The sequence below is a fragment of the Vibrio sp. dhg genome (genome assembly GCF_003443775.1).
GTDB classification, from domain to species: Bacteria; Pseudomonadota; Gammaproteobacteria; order Enterobacterales; family Vibrionaceae; genus Vibrio; species Vibrio natriegens.
Genome location: NZ_CP028943.1, coordinates 1223729 through 1243503, shown reverse-complemented (window position 1 = coordinate 1243503; position 19775 = coordinate 1223729). Strand labels below are relative to the sequence as shown.

General features: G+C 46.2%; 15 protein-coding genes. 9 read left to right on the top strand and 6 right to left on the bottom strand.

All coding sequences use genetic code 11. The features are described 5' to 3' along the window. Positions 1-3: 3 nt before the first annotated feature. From DBX26_RS05795 to DBX26_RS05765, 7 genes are all read left to right on the top strand, one after another. Positions 4-1713, top strand: a complete 1710-nt coding sequence (locus DBX26_RS05795) for an ABC transporter permease (protein ID WP_118118215.1) — start codon at positions 4-6, stop codon at positions 1711-1713. Then, positions 1679-2326 carry an ATP-binding cassette domain-containing protein gene (locus tag DBX26_RS05790; protein WP_065302212.1) on the top strand — a complete coding sequence of 216 codons (648 nt, stop codon included), beginning with the start codon at positions 1679-1681 and terminating at the stop codon, positions 2324-2326. Before DBX26_RS05795 ends, DBX26_RS05790 begins: the two co-directional genes overlap by 35 nt. Next, positions 2319-2930, top strand: coding sequence for a CDP-alcohol phosphatidyltransferase family protein (locus DBX26_RS05785; RefSeq protein WP_020332978.1), 612 nt, complete (start codon positions 2319-2321; stop codon positions 2928-2930). Before DBX26_RS05790 ends, DBX26_RS05785 begins: the two co-directional genes overlap by 8 nt. Before the next feature lie 124 nt (positions 2931-3054). Next, positions 3055-3531 carry a glycine zipper 2TM domain-containing protein gene (locus DBX26_RS05780; protein WP_014231534.1) on the top strand — a complete coding sequence of 159 codons (477 nt, stop codon included), beginning with the start codon at positions 3055-3057 and terminating at the stop codon, positions 3529-3531. A gap of 210 nt (positions 3532-3741) precedes the next feature. After that, positions 3742-5271 carry a nitric oxide reductase transcriptional regulator NorR gene (norR, locus tag DBX26_RS05775; protein ID WP_118118214.1) on the top strand — a complete coding sequence of 510 codons (1530 nt, stop codon included), beginning with the start codon at positions 3742-3744 and terminating at the stop codon, positions 5269-5271. A 174-nt stretch (positions 5272-5445) separates the two neighbouring features. Continuing rightward, positions 5446-7107 (top strand): hydroxylamine reductase, encoded by a 1662-nt coding sequence (hcp, locus tag DBX26_RS05770; RefSeq protein WP_118118212.1) that lies wholly within the window; start codon positions 5446-5448, stop codon positions 7105-7107. Positions 7108-7190: 83 nt separating this feature from the next. Next, positions 7191-8246, top strand: a complete 1056-nt coding sequence (locus tag DBX26_RS05765; protein WP_118118210.1) for a hybrid-cluster NAD(P)-dependent oxidoreductase — start codon at positions 7191-7193, stop codon at positions 8244-8246. Between the two features lie 93 nt (positions 8247-8339). Here DBX26_RS05765 and DBX26_RS05760 read toward each other — a convergent pair whose 3' ends face one another. The 3 genes from DBX26_RS05760 to DBX26_RS05750 all read right to left on the bottom strand — a co-directional run bounded on the left by DBX26_RS05760 (position 8340) and on the right by DBX26_RS05750 (position 11574). Then, on the bottom strand, positions 8340-9272 hold the full coding sequence (locus DBX26_RS05760; RefSeq protein ID WP_118118208.1) for a class I SAM-dependent methyltransferase: 933 nt from the start codon (positions 9270-9272) through the stop codon (positions 8340-8342). Between the two features lie 30 nt (positions 9273-9302). After that, complete coding sequence (locus DBX26_RS05755; RefSeq protein WP_118118206.1) at positions 9303-9995, bottom strand: TIGR01621 family pseudouridine synthase; 693 nt, start codon at positions 9993-9995, stop codon at positions 9303-9305. 208 nt (positions 9996-10203) lie between these two features. Beyond that, a complete protein-coding gene (locus tag DBX26_RS05750; RefSeq protein ID WP_217906122.1) occupies positions 10204-11574 on the bottom strand; it encodes a sodium-dependent transporter in 1371 nt (456 codons plus the stop codon). Between the two features lie 425 nt (positions 11575-11999). Between DBX26_RS05750 and cls the strand changes: the two genes are divergently transcribed. Both cls and DBX26_RS05740 read left to right on the top strand, forming a co-directional pair. After that, a complete protein-coding gene (gene cls / locus DBX26_RS05745) occupies positions 12000-13454 on the top strand; it encodes a cardiolipin synthase (RefSeq protein ID WP_014231527.1) in 1455 nt (484 codons plus the stop codon). 239 nt (positions 13455-13693) lie between these two features. After that, a complete protein-coding gene (locus tag DBX26_RS05740; protein WP_118118204.1) occupies positions 13694-14899 on the top strand; it encodes a cystathionine beta-lyase in 1206 nt (401 codons plus the stop codon). 59 nt (positions 14900-14958) lie between these two features. Here the strand turns inward: DBX26_RS05740 and DBX26_RS05735 are convergent, their stop codons facing one another. From DBX26_RS05735 to DBX26_RS05725, 3 genes are all read right to left on the bottom strand, one after another. Then, entirely contained in the window at positions 14959-15528 is a 570-nt protein-coding gene (locus tag DBX26_RS05735) for a DNA-3-methyladenine glycosylase I (protein ID WP_118118203.1), read from the bottom strand. Positions 15529-15591: 63 nt separating this feature from the next. After that, positions 15592-18693, bottom strand: coding sequence for an efflux RND transporter permease subunit VmeI (gene vmeI / locus DBX26_RS05730; protein WP_118118201.1), 3102 nt, complete (start codon positions 18691-18693; stop codon positions 15592-15594). Next, positions 18690-19775 (bottom strand): efflux RND transporter periplasmic adaptor subunit, encoded by a 1086-nt coding sequence (locus tag DBX26_RS05725; RefSeq protein ID WP_118118200.1) that lies wholly within the window; start codon positions 19773-19775, stop codon positions 18690-18692. The genes vmeI and DBX26_RS05725 overlap by 4 nt, the downstream gene beginning before the upstream one ends.

The window sequence follows — 19775 nt, the reverse complement described above, 5'->3', positions numbered from 1 at the left end:
CCAATGTTAAGAGCGCTGTATCTCGTTATTATCGCAGTTTGTATTTTGCCCACCATCCCCGGCCTGCTAGGGGTGGTGGTTTCTGCGCTCGGCTATGTCCCACCTATCGGTCTGACCCAGTTCTCATTAAATGGCTTTACTGCTGTATTTGATTGGCAAGGGGTCTGGACCTCTATCGGACTCACGCTCTACTCTGCTATTTTCAGCAGTTATTTAGCGTGCGTACTCACTTTCGCTATTTTGCAATCAGCTTGGAACAGCAGATTCTGGCAAAAAATAGAGGTTTTCCTCTCGCCACTACTTGCGATGCCGCATGTCGCTTTTGCGATCGGATTTGCCTTTTTGTTTGCTCCGACAGGCTTGGGCGTTCGTGTGGCGACTCAGTTCTTTGGTTTCGACCCAAACGCACAAACCGTTAATGACTTAGCGTTGCTGATTAAAGACCCGCATGCGCTTGGTTTAATCATCATGCTGGCAATCAAAGAGACGCCTTTTCTACTGCTGATGAGCATTCCAATTTTGCAGCAACTCAATGTTGATAAAATTGAAAAAGTCAGCCATTCAATGGGCTACAGTACAGTCCAGACTTGGTGGAAGTGCATTTTCCCGCAGTGGTTAGCAAAACTCAGGTTCCCAATGCTGGCAGTGATTGCTTATAGTTTATCGGTTGTCGATATCGCACTCATCATTGGCCCAACCAATCCACCAACTTTCGCTGTGTTGGTTTGGCAGTGGTTTAATGATCCCGATCTGGCACTTTGGCCAAGAGCTGCCTCGGGTGCAGTGATTTTATTTGTTATTGCCACAGGGTTGATTGGCTTAACTCGTTTTGTCGAATGGTTAGTCACAAAGGGCTTTAAACGTTGGCAATACTCTGGACGATCTGGGCTCAAACTGCCCGGAAAAATGCTGTTTTCTCTTATCACATTACTTACTTTTGTCATCGTACCTTTGATGGTGCTGTGGAGTTTTGCTCAACGTTGGCGATTTCCGGATCTCTTACCCAGTCGTTACACCCTACGCTTTTGGCAATATGAGTGGGAGAGTATTTTAGGCACGATAGAGCAAAGTATCACAATCGCCGTGATCAGCGCGTCCATTGCTCTAATCCTGGCGTTAATTGCTCACGAATATAAGCTTCGCTATCGCTGGCAGGTTCCGGATTACGTCATTGCCGTCCCTATGCTTATCCCGCAATTGTCGGTACTTTTTGGCATACAGGTCGCGACTTTGTATTTCAACAACAATGCCTACTTTTTCTGGGTTTGCTGGGCACATGTTTTCTTCGCCTTCCCGTTTGTCTACTTATCGCTCGACGGCCCTTGGCGCAGCTTCAATAACGGCTTAACTCGTGTCGCCCTTAGCCTGGGCAAAACACCGCTACAAACCTGGCTTAAAATAAAACTTCCAATCCTGCTGCCTGCCATTGTTTTTGCATGGGCTGTAGGTATCAGCGTCAGCTTAGCGCAATACCTGCCAACGCTGGTGCTTGGTGCGGGTCGAATAAGCACAATCACAACCGAAGCGGTAGCGCTTTCCAGCGGTTTCGACCGGCGCGTTACGGCAATCTACGCGATTTGTCAGGCTCTTTTGCCATTAATGTTCTTCTCTTTTGCAATTTTGCTAAGCCGTTTAAACGGCAAATACCGCCGACTTTCAATGAAAGGTTTACTTAACCATGAGTCTTTGTCTCAAAAACCTCGCCATCCATAAAAACAATGGCGATACACTTTTCTCTGGATTTAACATCACTGTAGAGAAAGGCGAAATTGTTACCCTAATGGGACCAAGCGGCTGTGGTAAATCTACTCTGTTAGATGCCATTGCCGGACATCTCTCGAGCGAGTTCCATTATTCGGGCTCCGTGACACTTAATGATGAAACGCTTGATCGACTTCCTGCGCACAAGCGCAAGGTAGGCATCCTGTTTCAGGATGATATGCTGTTCCCTCACCTGACGATATGGGAGAACCTGGCCTTCGCACTACCAAATGCCATCAAAGGAAACACAAGAAAAGAAAGCGCGATGCAAGCCTTGAAGAATATTTCCTTGCTCAAGATTGCGAACTCTTTCCCCGACCAAGTTTCAGGTGGTCAACGAGCACGTATTGCTCTGACGCGCATGTTGCTCGCACAACCTAAAGCCGCACTTTTGGATGAGCCTTTTAGTAAGCTCGATAAAGACCTGAGAGTGCAATTTCGCAACTGGGTGGTTGAGCAACTTCAACAAGCCAATATCCCGACGATAATGGTCACCCACGATGAAGATGACATTCCCGAAGGTAGCCGCTGTATAACTTGGCCATGGGAGACAGAGAATGCTTGATCGTTTCAGTATCAAAGTCATCAGATGGCCACTGACTCAAAGTGCACAATTCGTCGACAAGTTCGGCATCACGGCTAATCAAACCACCCTATTTGGTTTTGCTGTTGGCTGCTTAGCTGTACCAGCCCTGATCACAGAACATTATTTGACAGCTCTGTTGTTTATCCTGCTCAATCGGTTTTGTGATGGACTGGATGGTGCCTTAGCGAGAATTCAGGGGATTACCGACGCTGGCGGCTTTCTCGATATCAGCTTAGACTTTCTGTTTTATTCACTGATCCCTTTCGGGTTTGTGCTCGCGAATCCGGAACAAAATGCCATTGCAGGTGCTTTCTTAATTTTCTCGTTTGTCGGAACGGGTAGTAGCTTCTTGGCATTTGCGATAATGGCCAGTAAACAGGGTATCGATAATCCGGTTTATAAACACAAATCGCTTTACTATATGAGTGGCTTGACTGAAGGCACTGAGACCATAGGTGCTTTCATTGCATTTTGTATCTTCCCGCAACATTTCGCACTGATTGCCTATCTATTTGGTGCGGCCTGCTGGTTTACTACCTTCACACGTATCTATTCCGGTTTTCATACGCTCAAAGACAATTAACACCGTTTGAGAATGCAAATTCCCTCAGGGTCAATTATGGTTAAGTCGCTGTTTTATAGAAACTCTCAGCACATACTAAAATAGGGTATATACTCTTTGAGTATCAAAGCCATTTGGAGGTTATATGAAAAAATACGTCAAGCTAGGCATGTTGCTTACATTTTCCGTAATCGCATTAGGAGGCTGTACCTCTCCTAACCCTTACGGTGATGCATATGGCTCGGCAGACACTCGAAAAGTTCAGCAAGTTTACTACGGAACGGTGGAAAAAGTTGAACCAGTGACCATTGATGCCTCCACGCAATCCAATGCCATCGGGACAATCGCTGGTGCAGCAATTGGTGGTATATTAGGCTCTAAAGTCGGTGGTGGCTCAGGCTCTGATATCGCAGCCATTGGTGGTGGCTTATTAGGTGGCTATGCAGGTAGTAAAACCGCCGAAGCGACCGCGAAACGAAACGGCGTCAACCTAACCATTCGCATGGAAGATGGAAAAATCATCTCTATCGTTCAAGAAGCGAACCCAAACATGATATTCCAGCCGGGTCAGGCGGTACAAATCAACATGTATGGTAGCGAAGCAAGGGTCGTACCTCGCTAATCCGGGCTCATGAAGTAGGAGTCATACCTCCTAACTTTCGACTCGAATTCAGAATCCGCGCAAGCATACTTAATAACGTTATGCTTGCGCGTTTCTTTTGAGATCAAACTTGATCGTCGTCAATGTAACATCAAACTTCTGATATTTTCGATGTGAAAATGACATCAAGTTGCTAGCATCAGCCCTTTCCAGATAACTTTTGGGCTTGATATGACTCCTACTGTTGACCACGTACTCCTCAATATCGCATTAAACCTCAGCTCTAATCGCTCCCATGAGCAGCAGTACCAAAGTCTTATTGATGGTGTGGCACAAGTATTTCCATGCGATGCTACCTGCCTGTTTATTTTTGATGAAGATGGCTTCCTCACACCTGTTGCAGCGAAAGGGCTATCAAGCTCGGTATTAGGTCGTCGTTACTTTCCCAAAGCTCACCCACGACTCGAAGCCATCATTCAGAGCAGAGATCCTGTTCGGTTCGATGCCCATTGTCCACTACCCGATCCATTTGATGGCACACTGTTAACCGAAGACCAATGTATTGATGTTCACGATTGCATGGGGTTTAGCTTGTATGTGGAAGGTCAACTCGTTGGCGCCCTGACGATGGATGCTCTGGCAGTAGGTGCGTTTGATGATATCGACCCCGTTGCAATAGAAACCTTTGCGGCTTTAACCGCAGCTACGCTACGTAATATCGCTCAATTAAAAGCACTCAAAACTCAAAACCAAAAGCAGAAAAATGTTACTCAAACGCTTATCCAACAAGCTCGTTCACAAAAAGGAGAGATGATTGGATTGAGCCCGCAAATCACTCAACTGCGTAACAACATCGCCACGGTAGCTCAGTCTGACTATGCAGTTCTGATTACAGGTGAAACGGGTACGGGTAAAGAGCTGGTCGCGCATTCGGTGCATGCACAATCTCACCGCAGCGATAAGCCAATGATCTACGTGAACTGTGCTGCCCTGCCTGAAGGTCTGGCTGAAAGCGAACTGTTTGGTCATGTCAAAGGCGCATTTACTGGTGCCAATAGCCACCGCGCCGGTAAATTTGAACTGGCCGATGGCGGAACGATTTTCCTTGATGAAGTGGGCGAACTGCCTTTGATTTTGCAGGCAAAACTGCTGCGCGTTATTCAGCAAGGCGAACTTCAGCGTGTAGGTAGCGACCAGCATTTGATGGTTAACGTTCGCATTATCGCTGCAACCAATCGACAACTGGAAAAAGAGGTCGAAGCTGGTACATTTCGCGCAGACCTTTTCCACCGTTTAAATGTATTCCCAATTCTAGTACCGCCACTGCGTGCTCGTGACGGTGACATTCCTGTTTTAGCGGGATATCTTCTTGAAAAAGTACGCCAACAATTTAACGCACCTAATTTACACGTTCACCCTAAAGTATTGACTCAACTGGAATCTTTACCTTGGTTCGGGAACGTCCGCGAGCTCGAACACACCTTAACTCGAGCGGCTTTGCACGCCATTCAACAAACTGCAAGCACGATCATGCTGAGCCATTTTGATACCTCGCTGGCACTTGATGATGTAAAAATCACATCACACTACCTGCCGAAAGAAAGTCAGCCAATGCGAGAGTTAGTCGAAGGCTATCAGCGTGATTTGATTGAACATGCTTTAAACCAAACAGGTGGAGTTTGGGCAAAAGCAGCGGAGTTTTTACAAATGGATCGCGGTAACTTATATCGAATGGGTAAAAAGTTTGGGATCAATAAATAGTCACACATAACAATGCGATGTAATTAAGACATCAAACACGTTGTCTTAATTACATCACCCCGCTCCTCAATAACACAAAAAACCTTTATTAATCAATAATATATTAATTGGCACACATTCTGCTCTCTAGTGGTCATCATCACGACTATTAAAACAAACACTGGAGAACCCAATATGTTCTGTATTCAATGTGAACAGACAATTCAAACCCCTGCTGTTAAAGGTTGTTCTTTTGCACAAGGTATGTGCGGTAAAACATCTGAAGTATCTGACCTGCAAGACGTGTTGGTTTACACACTACAAGGGGTTTCTTTTTGGGCATCAAAAGCACTTGAATTCAACATCATTAACGATGAAATCAATCAATGGGCACCAAGAGCATTCTTCTCTACACTGACTAACGTAAACTTCGACCCTGAACGTATCCTTGAGCTAACATCTCAAGCCGCGAATTACAAAGCACTGCTCAAAGAGCAAGTAATGTCTGCTGCGACTTTGTCAAACACCAACCTTACTGACATTCCTGCCGTTGCCAACTTCGAGCTACCAAACAGCGCTGAAGCTATCCTGGAATTTGCTCCTCAAGTCGCGGTTAACCGTGGTAAAGACCAAGTGCATGAAGACGTGATTGGTTTGCGTCTACTTTGCCTGTACGGTCTTAAAGGTGCGGCTGCGTATATGGAACACGCACGCGTACTTGAACAAACCAACAACGACATCTACGCCGAATATCATGAAATCATGGCGTGGTTAGGTACCGACCCGGAAGATCTTGGCGCACTGCTCGATAGCTCAATGCGCATTGGTTTGATGAACTACAAAGTAATGGAAATGCTAGACCAAGGTGAAACGACGACCTTTGGTCATCCAGAGCCAACATCGGTCAACGTCAAGCCGGTAAAAGGCAAATGTATTCTGGTATCTGGTCACGATTTGCATGACCTGGAAAAGATTCTGCAACAAACAGAAGGCAAAGGCATCAACGTTTACACCAACGGTGAAATGCTACCTGCACACGGCTACCCTGAGCTTAAGAAATACCCTCATCTGGTGGGTAACTACGGCAGCGCCTGGCAAAACCAACAGAAAGAATTTGCGAACTTCCCTGGCGCAATCGTGATGACATCAAACTGCCTGTTGAACCCAAATGTGGGTCAATACGCAGACCGCTTATTCACACGTAGTATTGTTGGCTGGCCTGGTGTGGCTCACATCGAAGGCGATGACTTCAGCCAAGTGATTGAATGTGCACTCGCGCAAGACGGTTTCCAACATGATGAAATCGAACACCACATCACGGTTGGTTTCGGTCGCAATGCACTGATGAACGCCGCGCCTGCGGTTATCGACCAAGTGAAACAAGGCAACATCAAGCACTTCTTCCTGGTAGGCGGTTGTGACGGCGATAAAGCAGAGCGCAGCTACTACACCGACTTCACTGCAGAAGCACCTGAAGATACGCTAATCCTGACGTTGGCCTGTGGTAAATTCCGCTTTAACAAAAATACGTTCGGCGATATCAACGGCATCCCTCGACTGTTAGATGTAGGCCAATGCAACGATGCGTACTCAGCAATCCAGCTTGCTCTGGCACTGGCGAAAGAGTTTGACTGTGACATTAATGAACTGCCACTCACTCTTGTGCTTTCCTGGTTCGAGCAAAAAGCGATCGTTATCTTGCTAACGTTGTTCGCTCTGGGCGTGAAAGGCATTTACACCGGTCCTACTGCGCCGGCATTCCTAACACCAAACCTAATCGCAATCATCCAAGAGAAGTTCGATATGCGCAGCATTGGCAATGTTCAGGATGACCTAAAAGCTATTCTGGCAGCCTAAGAGACCGCTCGCTATGCGCCTCCTAATCTGGGGGCGCTTTTATAATCTAAGATTTTGAACTCGCTCCAACCAAAGAGATTGATATGTTTTTTGAATGGCAAGGCAACCAACCCGTCACGCTCCGTTGTATCGACAAATATTTCGAAACACACGATACCGTCAGCATCAAGTTGGCCGAATTAACCGAATCACTTCTGTTTCAATTTAAACCCGGTCAGTTTATTAACCTGGGTGTCGAAATTGATGGAAAATTGGAGTTTCGTGCCTATTCAATCAGCTCCGTTAATGAAGACGATCACCTTCAACTTACTATCAAGCGTGTAGCTGGCGGTAAAGTCTCGAACTACATCGTCGACTCATTACTACTTGGCGATACCGTTCAGGCTTTGCCACCAGCAGGCGAATTTAACTGCATTGACCACCCACCCGTTTTACGTGATGGCGAAACAAAAGCCTTGCTGATCAGTGCAGGTTGCGGCGTCACGCCAGTATTTTCGATGGCAAAACACTGGCTGAGTAATCAAGATGAAAACGACAACGATGTGGACATCGCATTTCTTCATATCGCACGCAGCCCAGAAGAGACGATTTACTACGATCGGTTAGAAACGTTCGGTGCCGTGTATCCCAATTTCCATTTGAAGCTGTTGCTGAAGAACAACGAAGGAACGTTGCATCCGCAAGGTCGCTTGGACGCAGACTGGCTGCAAACGCTAGTCCCTGATTTTAAGCAACGCACGGTTTACCTCTGTGGCCCAAGCCAGTTCATGCAAGATGTTCACAGATACTTGAGTGAACTCGGTTTTGACATGGCAAACTTCTATCAAGAGAGCTTTACGCCAGTAGCTACGGAACCTTCAGTGGTATCAGACGAAACCGCCAGTGTCTCCGTGCCTGACTTTGCTCAAACCATTAATGCACAAAAAGGTCAGGTATTGGCCGATGTGCTTGAAGGCGCGGGCTTACCCCTCATCGTCGCATGTCGAAGTGGCATATGTGGGTCTTGCAAGTGCAAAGTTCGTAAAGGCAGCGTCTCTTCCACCAGCCTAGAAACATTGACGCAAGAAGAAATTGAACAAGGTTATGTGCTCGCCTGCTCATCAACCATTGAAGAAAATCTTGAAGTACAGATTGGTTAATTTTCCAAATACAAAAAAGCGCCGCGAAACATCTAAACAGACGTATCGCGGCGCTTTTTGTTTAATTTTTCTTCTATTGCGACAGAGAGTTTTTTAGCTGAACAGCAACACTTTCAATGCCGCTTCGCTGTCCACGTCCGTAAACTCTGGCGGGTTATCCAGACGCTCGCGGAACGTCAGTTGTGGCGCTTCTTCTTGCATGCTTTCAATCAAGAAATCACTGGTCACTGATGGTGAGTTCACACACGCCATCACTTGACCGCCTTCTGCCAACAAATCAGGCAATCGACGCAGAATCTTTTTGTAGTCTTTGGTCAGTGCAAAGCTGCCTTTCTGGAATGAAGGTGGGTCAATGATGATCATATCGTACGGGCCAGATTTCTTAATTTTGCCCCACGACTTAAAGATGTCATGCCCCATAAAGCTGACTTGATTTGTGTTGTGACCATTCAGCTTATGGTTCTCGCGCCCTTTAGACAGCGACGCTTTCGCCATGTCTACGTTTACGACTTTGTCTGCACCACCCGCAATGGCAGCGACAGAAAAGCCACAGGTATAAGCAAACAAGTTAAGCACGTTTTTATGCTTGGCATTTTCTCGTACCCAATCGCGACCGTAACGCATGTCCAAAAACAGACCAAAGTTTTGGTTGCGGCCAATATCCAACTGGTATTTCAAACCGCTTTCTTCAACGACGGGGCGAGCATCTAACTCACCAACAAGCACTTCTGAAGGTGCGCCATCGGCATAACGGTGCTGAAGTACCATTGTACGGCCTTGTTTGCTCACCCACAGTTCTGATTCAGCTAACGCATTGAGGCCACTTTTCAATTCAGCGAGAAACGCGTCGTCGACTTCTTTGAATAAGTTAATGATCAACTGACCTTGTAACCAGTCGCAAGTGATTTGCTCTAGACCTTCAAAACGACGGCCACGGCCGTGAAACAGTCGACGAATTTCATTCGGAGCTTGCGCGAGCTCGGTTTCCAGATGCTGAAAAAACAGCGAAAGTTGTGATGCTTGCATCGAATTCTCTTATTAATTTCTTTGTGACGGTTATTTGATCGTAGGCCAGTTCAGTTCCCATGGGGAAAGCCAGCTATCCAAGCCTTGAGAGACAATTCCACTGTGCCATTTGCTGCCAAGGGCTTCATAATCTCTCGGATCGCAGACAAAGCGATATTGCTCATCTTGATATTGGAAGCAAAGGGAGAAGGCATGCAGATAACCGCGATCAGCTTCGTTACCCGCATTATAAATTGGATCGCCAACAATACCTGAGCCAACCGATTTTAATGCCACGCGGATTTGGTGCGTTTTACCAGTGTGTGGCTTACACAAAAATAGGCGCTCACCGGGTTCTGCAGCAAGGGAGAAAAACTGTGTTATCGCAGGATTATGTTTGCTGTTTACCAGTTTCCATGATGAACGGCGTGAACGTTCCATATCGCCAATCACCAAACCTTGTTTCTTTTTCGGCTTTTTCGAGCCAATCGCCAGATAGAATTTTTCCACTTGTCGATCAGCAAAGGCTTGAGACAAGACGCTGGCGGCTTTGGCGTTGCGTCCGAGAAGCAGAATACCCGACGTCATTTTATCCAACCGATGGATGAGATAGAGCTGCTCATCCCCACTCTGCTTCGCCACTTCTTGCAGCAGCATAGTGTCACCATCGTCTTTATGAACAGAGACGTTGGGATGCTTGTTGATGATCAGAAAATCTGGATGGGTATGTAGAATATCGAACATAAAAACCTAGCTCCACGTTTGGAGCCAGAAGTATACCGATTCTGATTGATTAGGCGAGCTTAAACTGCCCATTCAGCTTTCCCTACCCCTAGCTTACGCTCTAAAAGTTAACGTGTGTAAGCTGCCCTTGAACTATCAAGTAAGCAGGAATCAGTAACTGGAATAAAAAAGGGAGCCGACCTGGCTCCCTTTTTAAAGATGTGACGGTTTACAGCTTCTTCGAGAAGATAGCTGCCAGGCCGATAGTCACGATACCGAGTACCATGATTTCACCTTTACCACTGTCAAATCCTGATTTGATGCCCATGAAAGCAACAATTGCAATCGCGACTGGGATAACGTACTTCACTAGGTTGTACCATAGCCCAAATAGTGGGAAAGATACTTCACCATCATTCGTGATTTCTTTCTCAAGCTCATCACGCTTGAGTCTCCAGCCAGCAAAGATACACAGCAACATACCACCAACAGCCATGAAGATTTTGTCAGTCAGTAGGTCGAAGATATCGAATGCACCAGTACCAAACAGTGTTGGACCCATTCCGCCCAGTGACAAAGAAGCGAATACACACAATATTGCCATTACCGAGCTTGCTGAAAGCACCGCTTTTGAACGCTTCATACCTTTTTCGTCGATTAGGTAAGAAACCACCACTTCAAGCAGTGAAACCGAAGACGTTAATGCAGCCGCAGTCAGACCAACAAAGAACATAATCGCAAACAGGAAGCCGATTAGACCGCCCATTTCAGCGAACAGTTGTGGAACAACAACAAACACCAGACCTGGGCCTGCTGCTGGCTCAATACCAAAAGCAAACATCGCCGGGAACATTGCAATACCCGCAAGAATTGCGACGCCTGTATCCATTGCTGTAATCATGCCAGTGGTTTGAACCACGTTTTCTTTCTTCTTCAGGTAAGAGCCGTAAGTAATCATACAACCCATACCCAAACTTAGTGAGAAGAACGCCTGCCCGAGCGCAGCAAGTACCACACTGCTGTTGACTTCAGAGAAGTCTGGCATGAACAAGAACTCAACGCCTGCCATTGCACCTGGTAGCATCAGACCTTTTATTGATACGACGATCAAAATAAGGAATAGCAGTGGCATCAGAACTTTACCTGCTTTCTCGATACCGCCAGAAATACCTTTCATAACAATGAAGATATTCATGAACAGGTAAAGCGCCATCCAAATCAGAGGCTGGATAGGGTCAGAGATGAAAGCACCAAAGCTATCACCGATAGCGTCAGGAGTACTCAGCAAGCCCGAGCCCACCTTAAAGATGTAAGCCAGAGCCCAGCCGCCAACAACAGGGTAGAAACCCATGATCAGCAGGCCACTCAGTACGCCCATTACGCCTGTAAACGTCCAGCGGCGATCGGTTGATTTAAATGCACCAACAGCAGCTCGACCTGTTTTTCGACCAACGGCAAATTCGGTCAGCATTACGCTGAAGCCAATAAAGATGACGAAGATTAGGTAAATGGCAACAAATGCGCCACCGCCACCCTCTCCCGCCGTGTAAGGAAATTTCCATATATTACCCAAGCCCACAGCTGAACCCGCTGCGGCCATAACGAAGCCTAATTTAGACCCCCACGTATCACGTGGTGCTGTATTAGTTGTAGCCACGCTTTTTCTCCAAAATTAAATGTGTTGTGTTTGCATTGAGATAGGCGTCAAAAATGTGTGTTTATATTAAGTTATACACTTATGAAAATAATGTTAGACGCTCTATGCGGTCAGTAAACCAGTTCCCCATTAAAATTAAAAGCCTCAACAAGTATATTTATCGCACAATTGCTGCATCACGCATGTTATATGCTGCTTTTTTATTCACTGATTAAAGATTAACCTTGGTTTTCAAACATGAATAACAGATTCCCCTGTTATGAACTTAATCCCTCATATAAAATCACTCTAACTCTTAATAAGAAAGCAGTTTCCCCAACACACTTTTATGCCTAATATCGTAAATGGGCGTATAAATTTGAGCGTATATGGATAAGTTTTATCATTTTCTTACTCTTGCTGGCATTGGACTGTATTGGTTATTGGTCGCTGGTGTCACCATTCGGGTAGTTTTAAAACGCCGTGCCGTAAGTGTTTCGTTAGCGTGGCTGATGATCATTTATATTCTTCCGGTTCTTGGTGTCGCGTGTTATTTCCTGTTTGGTGAACTTAATTTAGGCAGAAAGCGAGCTGAGCGCGCGAAAGAGATGTTCGCCCCCTTTGCAGAATGGTTCAGCCAACTTAATGATTGCCACGCGCACATGCCTGAAACGATGGGGCGTCATATCTATCGCATTGATGAACTGTGTAATAACCGTCTCGGGCTACCCGCTCTCAGTGGTAACACACTCTCATTGCAGCAGAAGCCAGACGAAATTTTGCACTCGATTATCGAAGATATCGAAAATGCACAAACCAGTATTCGGATGGTGTTCTACATTTGGCACCCCGGAGGTCTAGCCGATTCCGTCGCCTCAGCGCTTATCCGAGCATCCAAACGTGGAGTCAATGTAAAACTGTTACTGGATTCTGCCGGCAGCCCACGCTTTTTCAGAAGCCCGTGGTACCGGATGATGAAAGATGCGGGCATTGAAGTGATACAAGCCTTGGAAGTGAAAATGTGGCGTATTTTCTTGCGCCGTTTAGATCTTCGCCAACACAGAAAGATCATTGTTATTGATGACGAGATCGCTTACACCGGCTCAATGAACCTCGTCGATCCGGCTTACTTTAAGCAAAGCAGTGGTGTCGGTCATTGGATTGACATTATGGTGCGGATTACTGGCCCAACGGTTAATGTGCTAAGCGCCATTCACTGCTGGGACTGGGAGGTCGAAACCGGCGAGCGTCAACTTCCTAAGCGACCGGAATGCAAAATCGATAGTTATCAGTACCAGCATCCGATACAAGTGGTACCGTCAGGTCCGGGCATGCCGGAGTATCTTATTTATCAGGTGTTAACGTTAGCCATTAACCAAGCCAATCGTTCGGTGAGAATCACGACTCCGTATTTCGTGCCTAACACCGATTTGCTTGAGACACTGAAGATGACCGCGCAACGAGGCATTGAGGTAGAACTTATCATCCCTCATAAGAATGACTCGGTCATGGTTCAGTGGGCTTCTCGCGCCTTCTATAGTGAGCTTCTTGCCGCGGGTGTAAAAATTTATGAGTTTTATGGCGGGTTGCTGCATACAAAATCTGTCGTTATTGACGACCAATTTTGTTTAGTCGGCACCGTAAACATGGACATGCGTAGCTTGTGGCTGAACTTTGAGGTAACGCTGGCAGTCGATGATGAAGACTTCACCAAAGAGATGTCATCTCTGCAAGACAGTTACATCAAACAGTCCTATCCGGTGGAAAAAAAGGTGTGGGATAAACGGAGCCTTTTCTCTCGCTTCTTGGAGCGTGTTTTCTATCTGTTTAACCCTCTGCTTTAAAGCACTCTGGAGTTAAGAGCGACTTCAATCCCGCACCAAACGGTTTGGCGCGGGATTGTTTTATCGGACTCCTGTCCCCCCAAATAAGTGAGATAACCCTCATCACACTCACTGAGTATTCCCTTAGGCTATTAGGTGTTCCAAGTGGTTATGGCTCGATAATAGAGTTTTCCCTTGCAAACAACCCGTAGTCCATGTTTTAAATAATCAAAATCGTTTTATTTAAACAGGGAATTTATATGTCAGAGGGTAAAAAGACCAAGCTGATTACCGCAGGCCGCGATAAAAAGTGGACAAACGGTGTTGTTAACCCACCAGTTCAACGTGCTTCAACCATCGTATTTGACAGTGTTGCAGAGAAAAACCAAGCAGCAATTAACCGCGCAAACAAAACGCTGTTTTACGGACGTCGCGGTACTAACACACATTTCGCGTTTCAGGACGCAATGGTTGAAATTGAAGGCGGTGCGGGATGTGCCCTCTACCCTTGTGGAACAGCGGCTATTTCAAACACAATCCTATCTCTAGTTGAGACTGGTGACCACATTCTTATGGTTGACACGTGTTACGAACCGACTCGTGATTTCTGTAACGTCATCATGAAAAAAATGGGGATTGAGACAACCTACTACGACCCAATGATCGGCGAGAACATTCGTGATTTAATTCAACCAAATACCAAAGTACTTTTCCTGGAATCTCCGGGTTCAATTACCATGGAAGTACAAGATGTTCCGACCCTTGCTCGTATCGCCCATGAGCACGACATCGTTGTGGTACTCGATAACACTTGGGGCGCTGGTATTAACTTCTCTCCGTTTGACCATGGGGTTGATATTTCAGTGCAGGCTGCGACGAAATACATCGTCGGTCACTCAGACGTTATGCTGGGCACGGCAGTCGCTTCAGAGAAATATTGGCCACAATTGAGAGAACAAAGCTACTTGATGGGACAGTGTGTTTCTCCTGACGATGTGTACCTGGGCCTCCGCGGTCTACGCACTCTAGATGTTCGTCTTCGCCAGCACGCAGAAAGCAGCTTGAAAGTGGCTAAATGGTTAGAAACTCGCCCTGAAGTGGAGCGAGTACTGCATCCTGCACTGGAAACCTCGCCTGGCCATGAATTTTTCAAACGCGATTTTACTGGCGGTAATGGTCTGTTCTCATTCGTACTCAAAACATCATGCCCTAAAGCAACAACAGCCTTGCTTGACGGGATGAAGCACTTCAGTATGGGCTACTCCTGGGGTGGTTACGAGAGCTTGATTCTAGCTAATGAGCCAAAGAGCTTTAACAGCTTACGCACAGTCTCGCACCCACATTTTGAAGGGACGTTAATCCGTCTTCACATTGGTTTGGAAGACGTCGAAGACTTGATCGCCGATCTGGAAGCAGGTTTGGCAAGATACAATGCCCTGATTCTAGAGGAAGAAGTTTCACTTTAGGAATCGATATCCACAAAAATGCCCTCAACTCGAGGGCATTTTCTTATAGTTTGGTTTAGTCAGTTCTGCACCGTTTTACACGGACATCCGACGATATGGTCATCTACCATCCCGACCGCTTGCATAAACGCATAACAGATGGTTTCTCCGACAAATTTAAAACCTTTTTTCTTAAGGAATTTACTCATCGCTTTTGATTGCTCGGTAGACGCGGGCACTTCGCTCATATCCTGCCATTGATTGATCACAGGATTATGGTCGACAAACTGCCACAAAGCCTCTGACAAACTTCCATACTCTTCAATCAACGCCTTAGCGGCTTTTGCGTTACTGAACACTGAATTGATCTTGCCGCGATGTTTGACGACATCATAATTGTCTACGATATATTCAGCTCGCTCTTCACCATGCTGCTCCAACGCATCTAAATCGTAGTGTTCAAATGCTTCTCTGTAGCCTTCTCTTTTCTTTAGTATGGTTATCCAGCTTAGCCCCGCTTGTGCACCTTCAAGGGTAATAAATTCAAACAGTACTTTATCGTCATAAACGGGTATTCCCCACTCAGCATCATGATACTCACGTTCCAGCGGGTGGTTCATCGCCCAGGCGCAACTGTTATTTTCTGTCATTATGCATCCTTATAAGAACGCCCCTGACTCGCTAGCCAGAGGCGTTATCGATTTATACTCATTCTATTTCGGTACGGCGACTCTGTGGAATAGACGATACAGGACTGGGACAACAATCAAAGTTAATACCGTCGCAAAACCCAAACCGAACATAATCGTCACAGCCATTGGCTTGAAGAAAATATCGGGTAAAAGCGGAATCATGCCTAAAATCGTGGTGATTGCCGCCATACATACAGGACGGACACGACTCACTGCGGCGTCGACAACCGCATCATAGGCATCTTTACCTGACTTCATTTCAATCTCAATTTGATCAAGCAAAACGATGCCGTTTTTCAGTACCATCCCCGACAAACTTAAGAAGCCCAGTAAAGCCATAAAACCAAATGGCGTATTGAGAGCCAAAAGTCCTGTGGTAACACCAATCAGAGCCAGTGGAACAGTCAGCCACACAATCAAAGGTTCTTTAACCGAGTTGAACAGGAATACGGTAATAAGGAACATGAACAAGTAACCCATTGGCATTGTCGTAAACAACGACGCCTGAGCATCACCTGATGACTCGTATTCACCACCCCACTCGATAGAGTATCCCGGCGGCATCTCAATCGCTTCGATTTGAGGTTGTAGACGCTTTTGCAATGTTGAAGCCGTTTCTTCACCCAATATATCAGGGTCAGCCATTACCGTGAGCATACGTTTACGATTTTTACGCACAACGATTGGATCTTCCCAACGCATATCGTATCCCATTGTCACTTGTTGCAGCGGGATAAATTCAGTTTTTGCCGGACTCCAAATTTTCATTCCTTCGATGTTACGAATATCGATCCGTTCATCTTCAGGCAATCGAGCCACGATTGGCATCAACGTCGTACCATCACGATAAAGACCAATCTTCATACCCGAAAACGACATGGAAAGATAATCATCGACATCTGATTTGGTGATGCCGTAACGGCGAGCCTGGCTCTCGTTAAACTGAGGCTCCAAAACTTGAGTACGTTCTCGCCAATCATGTCGAATATTCGTCGCGGCAGGGTCAGCGTACATAATATCCATTACCTGAGCGGCGAGCGTGCGAAGCACCGTTGGGTCAGAACCGATAAGTCGCGCTTCAATTTTCGCACCACCACCCGGGCCTAACTCAATTTGTTTAAGTTTATAGTTAATTTCAGGGTAATTGGCTTTTAGATGCTCTCGGAAACGCGCCATCAAGGGCTCAAGCGCTTCATAGTTCTCCATTCGTGTGGTGATTTCACCATACGCGGCATAACTTTTCTCTGGTGCATACGTCAACATGAAGCGCTGCAAGCCTTTCCCTGCCGTCGTCGTAATATGCTCAACATGTTCTTGTTGCGCTAACCAATGTTCAAGTTCGTTCAGCTTATCATTGGTTGCTCTAATATCCGTCCCCTCAGGTAACCAAACATCCAACTGAAAAATCGGTGTTGTTGAAGATGGGAAGAAGGACTGTTTTACAAACATAAATCCGTACACACTGGCCGCGAGCCCAACAATTAACACCACGACAGTGAACCATGCACGACGCATGCAAAACTCGAGAAACGTCTTGTAGGTAACAAAAACAATACCATTATACGGGTCGCTATCTTCGCCTTCCGTTTGATTTATTTTCTGGCCTTTGAAGAAAATGTCGGCAAAAAATGGCGTCAATGAAATCGCGGTAAACCAACTGAGCATCAAAGAGATGAGAAGCACAGTAAACAAGGTACCGCAGTACTCACCTGTGGAGTCCTGCGAAAGCCCAATCGGCGCAAAAGCGGTGACCGCAATGATAGTCGCGCCAAGCAAAGGCCACTTAGTCTGGGTAACGATATCGGTCGCTGCTTGTAAGCGCGTTCTTCCCTTTTGCGTACCTATTAATATCCCTTCCACAACGACGATGGCATTATCCACCAGCATCCCCAAAGCGATGACCAACGCCCCTAAAGAAATACGTTGTAGATCGATGGCCAGGTACTTCATGAAGATGAATGTACCAAGGACGGTTAGCAGTAAGATCAAACCGATAAGTAAGCCAGAACGAAGCCCCATAAAGAACAGCAATACGACGATCACTATCCCAATCGCTTGTGCGAGACTCACAACAAAGCCACTTACCGATTTATCCACTTCCTTCGGTTGACTATAAATTTCTGAGATCTCGATTCCGACGGGTTGTTGATACTTCAATTCAGCAAGTCGGCGATCAAACACTTTTCCGACTTCAACAACATTGACCCCTTGTGCAAACGAAACACCGACATTCAGCGCCAAGCTGCCATTGAAGTTGACGATATTGGTTGGAACCTCAATGTAGCCGCGTTTAATGTCAGCGACATCTTTAAGGAAAATCAGTCCCTGAGCACCCACTTCGGTCAGCAATAAATCACCCAGCTCGTCGACATTCTGAAACTGCCCGGTTGGTTGGATTCGAATATATTCATAACCAATTCTGATCGCACCAGCATCGGAGATTACGTTTTGAGTTGAGAGGAGGCCGAATACGGTATCGGGAGACAAACCCAAACTGCTCAATTTCTTCATCGAGATTTCAATAAAGACCTGTTCTTGCTGTGTGCCAGACACAGATACTTTACTCACACCGTCTACAAGTTCGAGTTCCCGTCTCAGGTAATCAACGTAATCCAGCAGTTCTTTGTAGCTATAACCATCTCCGGTCACTGCGAGCAAAATGCCGTAGACATCGCCAAAGTCATCAATCACCTGAGGATCATTCACACCAGGCGGCAACGTGCCTTTCAAGTCATTAACTTTTCGCCTTAATTCATCCCAAATTTGAGGTAAGTCATCCGGGCCGTAATTGTTTTTCATCGTTACGGTAATTTGAGACAGCCCACGACTCGAAATAGAATTCACCTCATCGACGTACGTCAATTGCTGAATGGCTTTTTCAAGTGGGTACGTGACCTCTTCTTCCACTTGTTGAGGCGTCGCTCCCGGATACGAGGTGACGACCATGGCGTCTTTGATGGTGAAAGCAGGATCTTCCAGACGTCCTAATCCAAAAAATGCGGCGACCCCACCGATCAAGAAAATCAGTGACACCATCCAACTGATAACACGGTTTTTAATAAAGTAAGCCGCGATACCCGTTACGTCTTCGTCCGTTTGAGGCACTTTATTTTTCTCATTCATAAACCAGCCTCCTGCTCAACCACTTCTACTTGCATACCTTCTCTGAGTCTTGACACCCCAGCGACGACAACCTTGTCGTGTAATTCAAGCCCGTCAAGCACTTGTATCGATGTCTTTGAAGCTTTACCCGTGCGTATCTGTTGGCGAGAAACGGTATTATCGTCGTTAAGTACCCAAACGAATTTGTTTTCACGGCTCAGGTCGTCGCCATCCGCGTTGAAAATCGCTTCGATTGGTACGTTGATCCCAACATTCAAATTCAACCCGACCTTTTCATCTTTTGACGTGACTTCAACCGCCATTCCATCGAGGATGTATTCGTCTTTTGGCATCGGTAGTGAGAGGGTAACCGTGAACGTGCCGGTTGCTGGATCGGGCTCAGTGGTAAACTCTTTGACAGTTCCTATGTATTCATTACCGCTTGGAACACGCACAACCCCCTGAATGGAGGTGAGCCTTTCATCGGTAGGAGGCTCTTTGACGTACAAACGATCCGGAAATTGAATAAGAACTTCAAAACGATCCAAGCTGTGTATATTCACGATATATTGGCCAACTTGAATATTTTCGAACTGATCAACATTAACCCTGGAGATGATGCCATCCACTGGTGCTTTTAAAGTCGTAAATGACAAACGTAGTTGAGCTAGTTTCAGCTCTGCCAGAGCGATTTGGCGCTGAGCAGCAATTTCATCAAACTGCGATTTAGCCAGTAAGCCTTTATCGACAAGAGGACGAGAGCGGCGGTATTGACTATCCACTACAGAAAACCGGGCAGAAGCATTGTCCACATCCAATTGATAATCCGTCGGGTCTAACGTGGCAATAACGTCATCTTTTTTCACCTTATCGCCCTCTTTGACCCTGATACTGCTAATTTCTCCCGCAACTCTAAAACTGAGATGCGAACGATCAGCCGCATTGGCCACCGCAGGAAAGTACAGATTATCGTCGACCTTACTCCCCTCTAAAGAAACGACTCTTACTCGGGGGATTTCCACCTCTTTTTCAGGCCCTTTATCACCGCAACCCGAGATGAAGAACGGCAGGCATAAGACAGCTAAGGCTATAATTCTTTTCAT

Coding starts and splice junctions, on each gene's coding strand:
- DBX26_RS05785 (WP_020332978.1), top strand. CDS start 2,319: ATGCTTGATCGTTTCAGTATCAAAGTCATCAGATGGCCACTGACTCAA.
- DBX26_RS05780 (WP_014231534.1), top strand. CDS start 3,055: ATGAAAAAATACGTCAAGCTAGGCATGTTGCTTACATTTTCCGTAATC.
- DBX26_RS05795 (WP_118118215.1), top strand. CDS start 4: ATGTTAAGAGCGCTGTATCTCGTTATTATCGCAGTTTGTATTTTGCCC.
- DBX26_RS05760 (WP_118118208.1), bottom strand. CDS start 9,272: ATGCAAGCATCACAACTTTCGCTGTTTTTTCAGCATCTGGAAACCGAG.
- cls (WP_014231527.1), top strand. CDS start 12,000: ATGGATAAGTTTTATCATTTTCTTACTCTTGCTGGCATTGGACTGTAT.
- DBX26_RS05740 (WP_118118204.1), top strand. CDS start 13,694: ATGTCAGAGGGTAAAAAGACCAAGCTGATTACCGCAGGCCGCGATAAA.
- norR (WP_118118214.1), top strand. CDS start 3,742: ATGACTCCTACTGTTGACCACGTACTCCTCAATATCGCATTAAACCTC.
- DBX26_RS05790 (WP_065302212.1), top strand. CDS start 1,679: ATGAGTCTTTGTCTCAAAAACCTCGCCATCCATAAAAACAATGGCGAT.
- hcp (WP_118118212.1), top strand. CDS start 5,446: ATGTTCTGTATTCAATGTGAACAGACAATTCAAACCCCTGCTGTTAAA.
- vmeI (WP_118118201.1), bottom strand. CDS start 18,693: ATGAATGAGAAAAATAAAGTGCCTCAAACGGACGAAGACGTAACGGGT.
- DBX26_RS05750 (WP_217906122.1), bottom strand. CDS start 11,574: ATGGCCGCAGCGGGTTCAGCTGTGGGCTTGGGTAATATATGGAAATTT.
- DBX26_RS05725 (WP_118118200.1), bottom strand. CDS start 19,775: ATGAAAAGAATTATAGCCTTAGCTGTCTTATGCCTGCCGTTCTTCATC.
- DBX26_RS05765 (WP_118118210.1), top strand. CDS start 7,191: ATGTTTTTTGAATGGCAAGGCAACCAACCCGTCACGCTCCGTTGTATC.
- DBX26_RS05735 (WP_118118203.1), bottom strand. CDS start 15,528: ATGACAGAAAATAACAGTTGCGCCTGGGCGATGAACCACCCGCTGGAA.
- DBX26_RS05755 (WP_118118206.1), bottom strand. CDS start 9,995: ATGTTCGATATTCTACATACCCATCCAGATTTTCTGATCATCAACAAG.